Here is a 12,433-nt window from a genome sequence, read left to right as displayed (position 1 = left end):
GTTCCGCGCATCGTCCGGGCCGGTGTTTCCCAGCGAAGTCGGGAGCCGCGCTTGATTTCCGGCGCCCCAGAGTCGAAGGACGTCTGGAAACGTTCCTAAGAGATCAGCGTCGAAGAGATCAGCGTCATGGAAGAATTGCTCGCCCGCGTCACCGCCCGCACCGGGCTCGACGCCGCGACCGCGCAGACGGCAATCGGGCACATCCTGGCCTTCCTGCAGAAGGAGGGGCCGGAATCCGAGGTGGGCCAGCTCATGGCCGCGCTGCCCGGCTCCGAAGCGCTCGTGGCCGAATCGAATGCCGGAGAGAGCGGCGGCGGCGGCCTCATGGGCATGCTCGGCGGCATGATGGGCGGCGGCGGCGTCATGGCGCTGGGCCAGAAGCTGATGGGCGCCGGTGTTCCCATGGGCCAGATGCAGCCGCTCGGCCAGGAGCTGTTCGCCTTCGGCCGCGAGAAGGTCGGCGAAGATGCCATGGGACCGATCATCGGTTCGATCCCGGGCCTCAACCAGTTCGTCTGACGAACAAGGTCCCGGGGGCGGGCAAACGCCTTCGGGACCCGGTTTTCGCCGGCGGCACGTGCGCCGCCGCACCGTTTTCGCGCCGTTCCTGAACGATCGTAAAAAAGTGGTTTCGCCGTCAGAGCTTGGCGGAACCCGTCCACGCGATCCCCGTTATTCGGGATGCAATTCGGGTCATCGCCTTCGGCAGGTGACCGGATTGCACTCAGGTAGGCCGGCCATGCCCGTCTTCGAAGCCAAGAATCTGGATACCGCCTTCGAGGGCCAGGCGCTGCTTGCGGCAATCCTGCACCCGACCCGAGCCGCTCAAACCCGCGCCCTGCGCCACGGTCGGCGCCGGGCCGAGCGCGCGTCCGCCTTGGCCGATCCGCTGACGATCGAACCGCGCTTCCCCGGCACCAGCGACGAACTCGCCTCGGCGACCTTCCAGGGACGCTGACGCAGCGTATTAAGCATCCGGCTTACCAGGGCTGGGACGTGACGAGGCCCTGACGGGTCACCACGACCCACTCCCGACCGCGGCGCTCGACGCCCTCGACCCGGCCGATACCCGGCAGCAGGTCTCCCGGCCCGACCTCGACGATGCGGCGGCGTCTGTTCTCCAGAATCGCCGCCCCGTCGTAGACGTCGCGGACAGCCCAGCCGTCGATCACCGGGGGTTTCTCGGCCGCGACCGCCTTCGGCTTGGCCTCCGAAGCCTTCGCCTCCAAAGCCTTAGCCTCTGCGCTCTTGGCCTCCGCGCTTTTGGCATCGACGGCTTTCGCCTCGGCGACCTTCGCGTCGGCCGGGCGGGTGTCGGCGAGGCTCCCGGTCTGTGTCGGCTCGGCCTTCACGGCCGACGCCGCGACGGACGCGCGACGCTCCAGTTGCGCAGCGAGGTTGGCGATCCGCCCACTGTGCTCGCGCTCGGCCTGCTCGAGGCGCTCGCTCAGGGCGGCGGTCTTGGCATTCAGGTTCTTATCGATCTGGGTCAGGCGCTCGCCCAGGGCGCCGCTGCGGCTGCCGGCCTCCTTGCGGGCGGTGTCGATGGCGGCGCGCAGGTCGGCGAGCACCTGATGGAGCTGGGCGATGTCGGCGCCGAGCCGGGCGGTTTCGGTCCGGCCGGCATCGACGGTCGTGCTCAGCGCCAGGACGGCGTCGCTCGGCGCGCCGCCGGAGCCGGGACGTGCGGCGAAGCCCAGAACCAGACCGAGCGCCAGGGCGGTGCCAGCGATCGCGTAGCGCCGGACCTCTGGACCTGCCAGGGACGGCATCGCGAATCGCGCTGCCGCAGGTGCGGCGACGGGCTCGGGCTTCGGAACCGCCTTGCCCGCCACGACGGCCTTCAGCAGCTCGTCGGGAGAGAGGGCCGGCTTGGCTTCCATCTTCGTCATCGCCCCCAACTCCGTCTGCAGGGTCCGCCTGCAAGCGTTCGTTAAGGACGTTTGTTTACGAAACCCTTACCGGCCGTCCCCGCCTCAGGCCGCGAGACCCCGCTTCTTCAAAAGCGGCGCGATGCTCGGCATCCGGCCGCGGAAGGCGGTGTAGGCGTCACGCGGGTCGCGCAGGTTGCCGGCGCCGTACACGAAGGTCCGCAGCCGCTTCGCCGTCTCCGGGTCGAAGATGTCGCCGGCCTCCTTGAAGGCATCGAAGGCGTCGGCATCCAGCACCTCGGACCAGAGATAGCTGTAGTAACCGGCCGCGTAGCCGTCCCCCGAGAAGATGTGGGCGAAGTGCGGCGTCCGGTGGCGCATGCTGATCTCGGCCGGCATGCCGATCCGCTGCAGGGCGTCCGCTTCGAAGGCCGGCACGTCGAGGCCGGATTCGCCGCCTGCCGAGAGGTGGAGCGTCATGTCGACGATCGCCGAGGCGGTGTATTCGATCGTGGCGAAGCCCTGGTTGAAGGTGCGCGCCGCCAGGAGCTTGCGCAGCAGCGCGTCGGGCATCGGCTCGCCGGTGCGGTGGTGCCGGGCATGAGCCTTCAGCACCTCGGGCTGCTCCAGCCAATGCTCGTAGAGCTGGGACGGCAACTCGACGAAATCGCGCGACACCGATGTCCCGGAGAGCAGCGGGTAGGTCACGTCCGACAGGAGGCCGTGCAGGGCGTGGCCGAACTCGTGGAACAGGGTGCGGGCGTCGTCGAAGGACAGGAGCGCGCTCTCGCCGGCGGGCGCCTTGGCGAAGTTCATCACGTTGACGATCACCGGCGTGACGGTGCCGTTCAGGCGCTCCTGCGAGCGGAACGCGCTCATCCAGGCGCCGGAGCGCTTCGAGGAGCGGGCGAAATAATCGCCCAGGAACAGCCCGACCTCGGACCCGTCCGGGTTGCCGACCCGCCAGACCCGCACGTCGGGGTGGTAGCGCGGCACGTCGGACAGCTCCTCGAAGGTCAGCCCGAACAGCCGGGATGCCGTATCGAAGGCCGCCTGGATCATCCGGTCGAGGGGCAGGTAGGCCTTCACCTCGCTCTCGTCGAGGTCGTGCTCGGCCCGCCGCAGCTTCTCGGTGTAGTGGCGCCAATCATGCGCCTGGAGCGCGAAGTTGTGGCCCTCCTGCTGGACGATCGCCTGGAGCCGCTCGCGCTCCTCGCCCGCCCGCGCCCGGGCCGGGGTCCAGACGTCGCGCAGCAGCTCCATGGCGGCGTCGGGGCTCGCCGCCATCGTGTCGTCCAGCTTGAAATGCGCGAAGCTGTCGAAGCCGAGCAGACGCGCGTGCTCGGCGCGCAGGCCGACCATCTCGACGATGATCGCGCGGTTGTCGGTGGTGCCGCCGTTCTCGCCGCGGCGGGTCCAGGCCGCGTAGGCCTTCTCACGCAGGTCGCGCCGGGTGGAGAACACCAGGAACGGCTCGATCAGCGAGCGCGACAGGGTGATCACGTGACCATCCAGGCCGCGCTCCCGGGCCGCGCTCTCGGCGGCGGCGCGCAGGAACGGCGGCAGGCCGGCCAGGTCGTCCTCGCCGGTGAGCGGCAGGGTGAAGCTGCTCTCGTCGGCGAGCAGGTTCTGGCTGAACTGGGTCCCGAGTTCCGACATCCGGGCGGCGATCTCGGCGATGCGTGCCTTGTCGTCCGAGCCCAACTCGGCGCCTGCACGACGGAAGCGGATGCGGTAGCGGTCGAGCACCCGGCGCTCTTCCGGCCCGAGCTCCTCCGCTTCGGCGTCGACGGCCGAGATGCGCGCCCAGAGCTGCGGGTTGAGATAGATGGCGCTGCCGTGCCGGGCGAGCTTCGGGCCGATCGCCCGCTCGATCGCCTGCAGATCCGGGTTCGTGTGGCTGCCGGTCAGGTTGTAGAAGACGCCGGCGACCCGCTCGAGGGCCTGACCGGCCCGCTCCATCGCCGCGACGATGTTGGCGAAGGTCGCGGGCGCCGTGTCGGCCGCGATGCCCTGGATCTCGGATTCGTGGGCGGCGAGCGCGGCCTCGAAGGCCGGCATATAATGCGCGGCCTGGATCCGCTCGAACGGCGGCAGGCCGTAGGGCGTGCTCCACTGGGCGTCGCGGAAGGGATTGTCCTGCGGCAGGCTCGGGAGCCCGGCATCAGCTACGTCCGCCATTCGATCCTCGGTGGTGCGTCGGCCGGACCGTGCCTTCGGTCCGCCCCGTGAGGCCGCGAGATGGGGTCCGCGGCCGCGTCCCGGAAGACAGAGGCCCGATAGGCGGCCCCGTCAACAGGGTCGGAGCGATCCGAATGCGGTTCCGTTCGTTTCCTCCCGTCCCACGCCCACGCTTCGAGGTCTCATGCCGCTCCTCCGACCGACGACTCTTTTGGCGCGCGGCGTCCTCGCGCTGGGCCTGTGGGCGCCGGCTGCCCTCCCCGGTGCGGCGGCCGAGGCGCCCGCCGCACTCCCGGTTCCGCCGCCGCTCCCGCCGGAACGGCCGGACGCGCTGAAGCCCGCACAGCCGGCGGAGCAGAAATCCGCGCCGACAACCGAGGCCGCAAAGCCGACGCCACCGGCCCGTCCTGCCGAGCTGACGCCGCCGAAGGACGCCGCCGCGGAGCCTCAGAAGCCCGAGATCCCGACACCGCCGCCGACACCGCCGGAGCGACCGCCGGAACTGTCCGGCGAGGCGGCGCTGGCCCTCAAGGTCGCGCCGCCGGACGACACCGCCTGCCGGGTGCGGCTCAAGCGCCTCGGCGTGGAGTTCGAACCGCTGCCGCCCATCGCCGAGGGCCAATGCACCGCGCCGCTGCCCCTGAAGGTGACCAAGCTCGCCGACGGCATCGCGTTGCCGGGGGGCGCGACGCTGACCTGCCAGGTCGCCGAGTCCTTCGCGCGCTGGGCGACGGAGGTTCAGGTCGCGGCCGAGCGCACGCTCAAGCATCCGCTCACCGGCCTCGAACTCGGCGGCACCTATGTCTGCCGGGGACAGAACCACGATGTCGACGCCAAGCTCAGCGATCACGCCTTCGCGGCCGCCGTGGACGTGATGGGCTTCGCCTTCGCGGGTCGCGCGAGCATCCCGGTCAAGGCGATGCTGGCGGGGTCCGAGGAGGCGGAATTCCTGACCTCCGTCCGCGGGAAGGCCTGCGGGTTCTTCCGCACCGTTCTGGGCCCCGGCACCAACGCGGCCCACGCCAACCACTTCCATTTCGACGAGCGCGAGCGCACCGCCGGACATCGGCTGTGCGAGTGATGGGGCGGAGTCGGTTCGGTGCGGAACGTTCCCGCACCCTCGAAGCTTGTGCGACCGGAGCGCGCCCGCTCCCGGAGACTATGACGTCGATGATGCGGAGACCTTCGTTGCCGGTTTGCGCGGCTCTGCTGGCAATCGGCGTCGCCGCGCCGGGTCACGCCGCTCCCTCCGACAAGGCGCCCGCCCTGACCGCGGAGGCGATCAACGGCGCGACCTTCAAGGCGCCCGATGCCGGGAAGCCGGACGAGACATCGGCCAAAGCCACGAAGGCCGACAAGAAGGCGCGGGCCGGCAAGAAATCCGATGCCAAGCCCGACCCGCTGATCGTGAAGGCGCAGGTGCTTCTGGACCGGGCCCGGTTCTATCCGGGCGCCATCGACGGCCTGAAGGGCGAGAACTACCAGCACGCCCTCTCGGCCTTCGCGGTGGCGCAGGGCCTGCCCGCGAGCCAGGACCTGACGCCCGAACTCTGGGACAAGCTCCAGGCCTCGAGCGACAAGCCGGTGGTGTCCGACTACGCGGTCACCGACGCGGACGCCTCCGGTCCCTATACCGAGACGATCCCGCCGAAGATGGAGGCGCAGGCCGACCTCAAGGAACTCGGCTACACCAACCCGCGGGAGATGCTGGCCGAGCGCTTCCACATGAGTCGCGACCTCGTCAGCGCGCTCAATCCGGACAAGCCGCTCGACAAGGCCGGCACGTCGATCACGGTGGCGGCCGTCGAGCCGATGGGCACCGACAAGCCCAAGGCGAAGGACCTGCCGAACGAGCCGAAGGTCGACCGGATCGAGGTCGACAAGGCGAGCCGCGACGTGCGTGCCTTCGGGGCGGACGGCAGGCTCCTGGCCTTCTACCCGGCCTCCATCGGCAGTTCCGAGAAGCCGGCGCCGAGCGGTGAGACCAAGGTCAAGGGCGTCGCGTTCGACCCGGACTACACCTACAACCCGAAATACGCGTTCAAGGGCGTGAAGACGAACCGCAAGTTCTCGATCAAGCCGGGGCCGAACAATCCGGTCGGCTTGGTCTGGATCGACCTCGCGATCCCGAGCTACGGCATTCACGGGACGCCCGAGCCCGAGAAGGTCGGGAAAACCGAGTCCCACGGCTGCATCCGCCTCACCAACTGGAACGCCCGCGACCTCGCGGCACATGTCTCCCGGGGCGCGAAGGTGTCGTTCAAGGACGATTGAGGCGGCCCGCGAATCGCCCTCCAAGGCCTGCCGTGTGGGAGAGGCGACAAAAATGTATCGTGAGTTAACATCGCGGCCACCATTGATGCCGGAACGGGCCGCGAACGCTTGACACGTCCGGTATTCCGGGCGACGCCACAGGTGGTCTCGCGGACCGTCCGGCGCGCCGCCCCGGCGCTTCCAAGCGCTGCTGCTGCGGTTCGCGAGGCGATACCAACCGCACGGCAAGATCCCCGGTGACGGGGGCGTTCGAAGGGAAGACGGCCCGGCGTGACTGCTGACCCCAACGATGAAGTCCTGAACGGCGTCCGCGTCCTCGTCGTCGAAGACGAGGCGGCGATCTCGATGCTGCTCGAGGACATGCTGCTCGACTTCGGCTGCGCCGTCGTCGGGCCCGCTGCACGCCTGTCGACCGCCCTCGAGATGGCCGCCCAGGAAACGTTCGAGATCGCGATCCTCGACGTGAACGTGGCCGGCGAACCGATCTACCCGGTCGCGGAAGCGATCGTGCAGCGCGACCTGCCGCTCGTATTCTCCACGGGCTACGGCGGCGCCGGAATCCGGGAGCCGTTCCGCGACCGGCCCGTCGTGCAGAAGCCCTTCAGTCAGGCCGACCTCAAGCGGACGCTGATCAGCGCGATCCGGGCCGCCCGCGGCTGACAGTCCACATCGTCCCGCCACGGGGCTGCCGCCTTCCGGCGCCCGTTGACGCGATCCGAAAGACCGGCCTCGTTACAAGCCCTCGATGGTGAAGACGCCCGGCACATGCGCCGGCCATGCGCCGTCGCCGACGAAAACGGCGTCGGCCCGAAGCGTCATGCCGGCGCACCAGGGATTGCGGCCGACCCACGCACGCACCGCACGGGAAAAGCGCCGACGCTTCGCGGCGTCGATCGCCGTTCGGGCATCGTCCAGCCGCGATCGCGCCTTGACCTCCACGAACACGATGGTGCGCGGACGGCGAACGATCAGGTCGATCTCGCCCCCGGCGAATCTCACCCGTCGGCCGATCGGCCAGTAGCCTTTGGCCAGCAACGCCGCCATCGCCAGCCATTCGGCCCGGTGCCCGCGCAGGTAGGCGGCGCGGCGCTGCAGGATGCGGTCCGGCACGGCTCAACCCTGGCTGTCCCGGGCCAGCGCCAGGGCCCGGGTGTAGATGGCACGGCGCGGCTGCCCGGTCTCGTCCGCGACGAGGCTCGCCGCATCCTTGATCGAGTGCCGTTCGAGGGCGGTGCGGATCAGCCCGTCCAGGGCGGCGTCCCCCTCGGCCGTACGCTCCGGCGCCGTCGCGGCGCCGATGATGACGACGATCTCGCCCTTCGGCGCGCCCTCCTGCCCGAACCGCTCGCTCAGCGAGCCGAGCGTGTCCCGGCGGATCGTCTCGTAGAACTTGGTCAGTTCCCGGGTCACCGCGGCAGGACGGTCGGCGCCGAGCACGGACGCGGCGTCGGCCAGCATCTCCGGCAGGCGATGGGGCGACTCGAACAGCACCAGCGTGCCCGGGACCTGGATCAGGGCTTCGAGGCGGTTGCGCCGGGCCCCGGCCTTCTGGGGCAGGAACCCCTCGAAGAAGAACCGGTCGGTGGGCAGGCCCGCGGCCACCAGCGCAGTCATGACCGCGGAGGGCCCAGGCACGGGCGTGATCGCGACCCCGGCCTCGATCGCCGCCTGGACGAGCTTGTAGCCGGGGTCCGACACGAGCGGCGTCCCGGCATCCGAGACCAGGGCCAGGGCCTCGCCGGCCCGGAGCCGGGCCACCATCCGGTCGCGGACAGCCTCGTTCGAATGCTCGTGATAGGCCAGCAACGGGGTCGTGATCCCGTAATGCGCCAAGAGCGTCCGGGTCACCCGGGTATCCTCGGCCAGCACGGCGTCGGCCGCCGCCAGGGTCGCGAGCGCCCGGATGGTGATGTCGCGCAGGTTGCCGATCGGCGTCGCCACGATGTGCAGGCCCGGCGCCAACGGCTCGGTCTCGCTGGCCAGGCCAAAGGCCGTGAACGTGGTGTTTCGCGGGCGGTCCGCACCGGGCCTCTGGGACGGGGGTGTGGAAGTCGGTTTGGTTGAGATCGCTGGCCCCGGGGCATCGAATCGACGGTTCATCGCGGGTGATCTTGCCACAGTGCCGGCCCCGCGTCGCGGCTGCGCGTCGAGTCCGGGGGCAAGTCGGCACCGGCGCGTTTACATTTGAAAAATGCTCGGTCAGGTTGTTCGAACCTGCCCGAAGGAGACCGCCATGGCGCGTCCGAAGTGTGGGCGGAACCGTCTCGTGCGAGTCACCGCCCTGACCGTTGCCCTCAGTGCCTTGGCGCTGGGCGGCTGCGTCGGCGGATTCGGGGACGGACGCGCGACCCGGCGCAGCGCACAGCCCCGGGCCGAACTATCGCCGCCGGCCGACGTGCCGCAGGGCGGCGCCCCATCGGTCGCGGCGGACCCGAACGCTGCCCCCCTCACCCCGGCGGCGGCCGGCGGCAACCGCATCGGCTCGGGCGCCGTGAAGGTCGCGCTGGTCCTGCCCCTGACCGGCACCGGGGTGGCCGTGGGGACTGCGATGCGCAACGCCGCGCAACTCGCTTTCGACGAGGCCCAGCAGCCGGACCTGACGATCCTGATCGAGGACGACCGGGGCAGCCCGGACGGCGCCCGGGAGGCGACCCAGGAGGCCCTGAAGGCGGGTGCCGACATCGTGCTCGGGCCTGTCTTCGCCGCCAACGTCCAGGCCGCCGCCGTGCCGGCCCGGGCCGCCGGCAAACCGGTGATCGGATTCTCGACGGATGCCTCCGTGGCCGCCCGGGGGATCTATCTCCTGAGCTTCCTGCCGCAGCCCGAGGTCGACCGGATCGTCGACGAATCCGTCGCCGACGGCCGACGCTCCTTCGCGGCCCTGATTCCGGAGACCGCCTACGGCAACGCCGTCGAGGCCGAGTTCCGAGAGGCGGTCGCCCGCAAGGGGGCCCGGGTCGCGGCGGTCGAACGCTATCCGTCCGGGGCGCCCGGACCGGCGGTGGAGCGGCTGGCGCGCGTCATAACGGGGGCCGGCGCGACCGCCGACACGCTGTTCATCCCGGATACCGCGGAGGCGATGCCGGCGGTGGCGGCGGCGCTGACCAAGGCGGGTTACAACCCCAGTCGGGTCCGGCCGATCGGTACGGCCCTGTGGAACGAGCCGTCGCTCTACGCGCTGCCGGCGCTCCAGGGCGGGCGGTTCGCCTCGCCGGACCGGAACGGCTTCTCCAGTTTCAGCGGTCGCTACCAGGCCCGATTCGGTGCCGTGCCGCCGCGTGTCGCATCGCTGGCCTACGACGCCGTTATGCTGTCGGCGGCGCTGAACCGGCAATACGGATCGCAGCGTTTCGCCGAGACGACGCTGACCAACGCCTCCGGCTTCTCCGGAACGGACGGCACCTTCCGGTTCCGGCCGGAGGGGCTCAGCGATCGGGCGCTGGCGGTCTACGAGATCCGCAACAACGCCGCGAGCGTAGTCAGCCCGGCGCCACGTGTCCTGGCCAAGCCCGGGACCTGAGAGAGCCGGCGGCCCGATCAGGCCGCGAGTTCGGCCACCAGGGCGTTGAGGACCGGCGCGCCCCGCGGCGTGGCGGCGATGCGCCCGCCGGGCAGGCGATGGAGTAAGCCGTCGCCGACCAGCATGCCGATCCGGTTGCCGTTGAGCGGTCGGCCCTTCAGGGCGGCGTAGCGCTCGGGATCGATCCCCTCAGTCAGCCGCAGGCCCATCACCAGGAACTCGTCGGCTTGGTCTGCCGCCGCCAGGGTCTCGGTCTCGACGATCCCCTGGCCGTCGCGCTCGACGCGGGCCAGCCACGCTTCCGGGTTGCGTTCGGTGACGGTGCCGATCCGCCCGGCCGGGGTGACCAGGCGCCCATGCGCCCCGGGCCCGATGCCGGCATATTCGCCGTAGCGCCAGTAGAGCAGGTTGTGCCGCGATTCCGCCCCCGGGCGGGCGTGGTTCGAGATCTCGTAGGACGGCAAGCCAGCCTGCCCGCAGACCTCCTGGGTCACGTCGTAGAGGACCCGGCCCACCTCGTCGTCGGGCGTCACCAGCTTGCCGGCGGCGGCGAGGCCGTGGAACGGCGTGCCCGGCTCGATGGTGAGCTGGTACAGCGACAGGTGCTCGGCGGCGCGGGCGAGCGCCTCGTTCAGCTCGGCCCGCCACAGGGCGGGGGTCTGATCGGGGCGGGCGTAGATCAGGTCGAACGAGGTCCGGTCGAACACCGCCTGCGCGATGCCGATCGCCGCGAAGGCCTCCTCGGCGTTGTGCAGCCGCCCGAGCTTCTTCAGGGAGGCGTCGTCCAGCGCCTGCACGCCGAGCGATACCCGATTCACCCCGGCGGTCCGGTAGCCGCGGAAGCGACCGGCCTCGACGCTCGACGGGTTGGCCTCGAGGGTGATCTCCACATCCCGCGCCACCGCCCAGTGCTCCGCCACCGCGTCGAGCAGGCCCGCCACCGTCGCGGGATCCATCAGCGACGGCGTGCCGCCGCCCAGGAAGACGCTGGTGACGGTGCGGCCGGGGGTGCGGGCGGCGCTGTGGGCGATCTCCGCCCGGAAGGCGTCGAGGTAGCGCGCCTGATCCACGCCCGCGTGCCGGACGTGGCTGTTGAAGTCGCAATACGGGCACTTCGCGGCGCAGAAGGGCCAGTGCAGGTAGATGCCGAAGCCCGCGTCGCGGGTCGGATGGTCCGGGCCGGTCGAAGTCATGATCGCCGGGATGTGAGGGTGCCGGCCGGGTTTGGCAATCAAGCCGCCGGTGCCAGGCAAGCGCGGCTCAGCAGCACGAAGGCCCGGGCGCGGTGCGACAGCCCCTCCCCCTTCTGCCAATCGACCCCGTGCTTCTCCTCGGCGCCCATCTCGCCGAAGGTGCGGCCATGGCCATCCGGCTGGAAGATCGGATCGTAGCCGAAGCCGGCATCGCCCCGCGGCGGAACGAGCGTGCCGAACACGCGGCCCTCAAACAGCTCGGTATGGCCGTCCGGCCAGGCGAGCACGAGGGCGGAGACGAAATGCGCCGTCCGGTCGCTCGCCTGACGCTGCTCCAGCTCCGCAAAGATCCGCGCCATCGCGCCGGAAAAGTCCTTGGCCGGGCCGGCCCAGCGGGCGGAAAAGATGCCCGGCGCGCCGTCCAGCGCAGCGACGCACAGACCGGAATCGTCCGCGAAGGCGGGTAGCCCGGTCGCCTTCGCGGCGGCGTGCGCCTTGATGGCGGCGTTCTCGGAGAACATCGTGCCGGTCTCGTCGGGCTCGGGCAGCCCCAGTTCGCCGGCCGAGACGGCCTCGATCCCGAACGGCGCCAGCAGCTCACGCATCTCGGTGAGCTTGCCCGCGTTGTGGGTGGCGATCACCACCTTGCCGGTCAGCTTGCGGCTCACGCGATCGTCTCCTTCTGGAGGGCCACCAGCCGGTCCGTGCCGGCGCGGGCCAGCCGCAGCAATTCGAGGAGCTGGGCCTCGGAGAACGGCTCCATCTCGGCGGTGCCCTGCACCTCGACGATGCCGCCCTTGCCGGTCAGCACGAAGTTGGCGTCGGTCTCGGCCGCCGAATCCTCGGCGTAGTCGAGGTCGAGCACCGGATTGCCCTTGTACAAGCCGCAGGACACGGCCGCGACGTGATCGCGCAGCGGGTCCACCGAGATGATCGAGCGGGTGCGCATCCAGGCGAAGCAATCGTAGAGCGCCACCCAGGCACCGGTGATCGCCGCGGTGCGGGTGCCGCCATCGGCCTGGATCACGTCACAGTCGACGGTGATCTGGCGCTCTCCCATCGCGGGCAGGTTGGTGACCGCGCGGAGCGAGCGGCCGATCAGGCGCTGGATCTCCTGCGTGCGGCCGGACGGCTTGCCGGAATTGATCTCGCGCCGGGTCCGGTCGTGCGTCGCGCGCGGCAGCATGGCATACTCGGCGGTGACCCAGCCCTTTCCGGAGCCGCGCAGCCACGGGGGACCGCGCTCTTCGAGGGAGGCGGTGCAGAGCACGCGGGTGTTGCCGAAGCTGACCAGGCACGAGCCCTCGGCGTAGCGCGAGACCGCGCGCTCCAGGGTGACGGGCCGCAGCTCGTCGGCGGCGCGCTTCGAAGGCCTCATCGCGGGCCCTTTCTGA

13 protein-coding genes are annotated in these 12,433 nt (G+C 70.7%); 6 read left to right on the top strand and 7 right to left on the bottom strand.

The window, feature by feature from the left end; all coding sequences use genetic code 11:
* Positions 1-126: 126 nt before the first annotated feature.
* Positions 127-519 (top strand): DUF2267 domain-containing protein, encoded by a 393-nt coding sequence (locus MFF40_RS05385; protein ID WP_147854372.1) that lies wholly within the window; start codon positions 127-129, stop codon positions 517-519.
* A gap of 220 nt (positions 520-739) precedes the next feature.
* Positions 740-958, top strand: coding sequence for a hypothetical protein (locus tag MFF40_RS05380; protein ID WP_238259864.1), 219 nt, complete (start codon positions 740-742; stop codon positions 956-958).
* Between the two features lie 22 nt (positions 959-980).
* Here the strand turns inward: MFF40_RS05380 and MFF40_RS05375 are convergent, their stop codons facing one another.
* Positions 981-1,892, bottom strand: a complete 912-nt coding sequence (locus tag MFF40_RS05375) for a hypothetical protein (protein ID WP_238259863.1) — start codon at positions 1,890-1,892, stop codon at positions 981-983.
* A gap of 84 nt (positions 1,893-1,976) precedes the next feature.
* On the bottom strand, positions 1,977-4,052 hold the full coding sequence (locus tag MFF40_RS05370; protein WP_238259861.1) for a M3 family metallopeptidase: 2,076 nt from the start codon (positions 4,050-4,052) through the stop codon (positions 1,977-1,979).
* Between the two features lie 184 nt (positions 4,053-4,236).
* Between MFF40_RS05370 and MFF40_RS05365 the strand changes: the two genes are divergently transcribed.
* The 3 genes from MFF40_RS05365 to MFF40_RS05355 all read left to right on the top strand — a co-directional run bounded on the left by MFF40_RS05365 (position 4,237) and on the right by MFF40_RS05355 (position 6,986).
* Positions 4,237-5,133, top strand: a complete 897-nt coding sequence (locus MFF40_RS05365; RefSeq protein ID WP_238259859.1) for an extensin family protein — start codon at positions 4,237-4,239, stop codon at positions 5,131-5,133.
* 89 nt (positions 5,134-5,222) lie between these two features.
* Positions 5,223-6,326: a L,D-transpeptidase family protein gene (locus MFF40_RS05360; RefSeq protein WP_238259857.1), complete on the top strand. Its 1,104-nt coding sequence runs from the start codon at positions 5,223-5,225 to the stop codon at positions 6,324-6,326.
* 270 nt (positions 6,327-6,596) lie between these two features.
* Positions 6,597-6,986, top strand: a complete 390-nt coding sequence (locus MFF40_RS05355; protein ID WP_147856550.1) for a response regulator — start codon at positions 6,597-6,599, stop codon at positions 6,984-6,986.
* Positions 6,987-7,058: 72 nt separating this feature from the next.
* Here MFF40_RS05355 and MFF40_RS05350 read toward each other — a convergent pair whose 3' ends face one another.
* On the bottom strand, positions 7,059-7,436 hold the full coding sequence (locus tag MFF40_RS05350; RefSeq protein WP_238259855.1) for a YraN family protein: 378 nt from the start codon (positions 7,434-7,436) through the stop codon (positions 7,059-7,061).
* A gap of 3 nt (positions 7,437-7,439) precedes the next feature.
* Positions 7,440-8,426, bottom strand: a complete 987-nt coding sequence (gene rsmI / locus MFF40_RS05345) for a 16S rRNA (cytidine(1402)-2'-O)-methyltransferase (RefSeq protein ID WP_147856552.1) — start codon at positions 8,424-8,426, stop codon at positions 7,440-7,442.
* Between the two features lie 133 nt (positions 8,427-8,559).
* Here rsmI and MFF40_RS05340 point away from each other — a divergent pair, with 133 nt between their 5' ends.
* Positions 8,560-9,846, top strand: a complete 1,287-nt coding sequence (locus MFF40_RS05340; RefSeq protein WP_187278115.1) for a penicillin-binding protein activator — start codon at positions 8,560-8,562, stop codon at positions 9,844-9,846.
* A 17-nt stretch (positions 9,847-9,863) separates the two neighbouring features.
* Here MFF40_RS05340 and hemW read toward each other — a convergent pair whose 3' ends face one another.
* Genes hemW through rph form a run of 3 tightly spaced genes read right to left on the bottom strand, consistent with a single transcriptional unit; the run spans position 9,864 to position 12,417 of the window.
* A complete protein-coding gene (hemW, locus tag MFF40_RS05335) occupies positions 9,864-11,039 on the bottom strand; it encodes a radical SAM family heme chaperone HemW (protein ID WP_187277769.1) in 1,176 nt (391 codons plus the stop codon).
* Between the two features lie 38 nt (positions 11,040-11,077).
* Positions 11,078-11,707: an RdgB/HAM1 family non-canonical purine NTP pyrophosphatase gene (rdgB, locus tag MFF40_RS05330; protein ID WP_147855470.1), complete on the bottom strand. Its 630-nt coding sequence runs from the start codon at positions 11,705-11,707 to the stop codon at positions 11,078-11,080.
* The gene (gene rph / locus MFF40_RS05325) at positions 11,704-12,417 is read right to left on the bottom strand and encodes a ribonuclease PH (protein WP_147855471.1); all 714 of its coding nucleotides are present in this window, start codon (positions 12,415-12,417) and stop codon (positions 11,704-11,706) included. The genes rdgB and rph overlap by 4 nt, the downstream gene beginning before the upstream one ends.
* Positions 12,418-12,433 lie beyond the last annotated feature (16 nt).

Source organism: Methylobacterium mesophilicum (assembly GCF_022179445.1).
GTDB classification, from domain to species: Bacteria; Pseudomonadota; Alphaproteobacteria; order Rhizobiales; family Beijerinckiaceae; genus Methylobacterium; species Methylobacterium mesophilicum.
Note: the sequence above shows the minus strand (reverse complement) of the source record. Positions and strands in the feature narration are given on the sequence as shown.

What these genes read in the sequence shown, in the direction of transcription:
- rsmI (WP_147856552.1), bottom strand. Translation starts at nt 8,426, where the DNA reads ATGAACCGTCGATTCGATGCCCCGGGGCCAGCGATCTCAACCAAACCG.
- MFF40_RS05340 (WP_187278115.1), top strand. Translation starts at nt 8,560, where the DNA reads ATGGCGCGTCCGAAGTGTGGGCGGAACCGTCTCGTGCGAGTCACCGCC.
- MFF40_RS05380 (WP_238259864.1), top strand. Translation starts at nt 740, where the DNA reads ATGCCCGTCTTCGAAGCCAAGAATCTGGATACCGCCTTCGAGGGCCAG.
- MFF40_RS05370 (WP_238259861.1), bottom strand. Translation starts at nt 4,052, where the DNA reads ATGGCGGACGTAGCTGATGCCGGGCTCCCGAGCCTGCCGCAGGACAAT.
- hemW (WP_187277769.1), bottom strand. Translation starts at nt 11,039, where the DNA reads ATGACTTCGACCGGCCCGGACCATCCGACCCGCGACGCGGGCTTCGGC.
- MFF40_RS05375 (WP_238259863.1), bottom strand. Translation starts at nt 1,892, where the DNA reads ATGACGAAGATGGAAGCCAAGCCGGCCCTCTCTCCCGACGAGCTGCTG.
- MFF40_RS05385 (WP_147854372.1), top strand. Translation starts at nt 127, where the DNA reads ATGGAAGAATTGCTCGCCCGCGTCACCGCCCGCACCGGGCTCGACGCC.
- MFF40_RS05365 (WP_238259859.1), top strand. Translation starts at nt 4,237, where the DNA reads ATGCCGCTCCTCCGACCGACGACTCTTTTGGCGCGCGGCGTCCTCGCG.
- MFF40_RS05360 (WP_238259857.1), top strand. Translation starts at nt 5,223, where the DNA reads ATGATGCGGAGACCTTCGTTGCCGGTTTGCGCGGCTCTGCTGGCAATC.
- rph (WP_147855471.1), bottom strand. Translation starts at nt 12,417, where the DNA reads ATGAGGCCTTCGAAGCGCGCCGCCGACGAGCTGCGGCCCGTCACCCTG.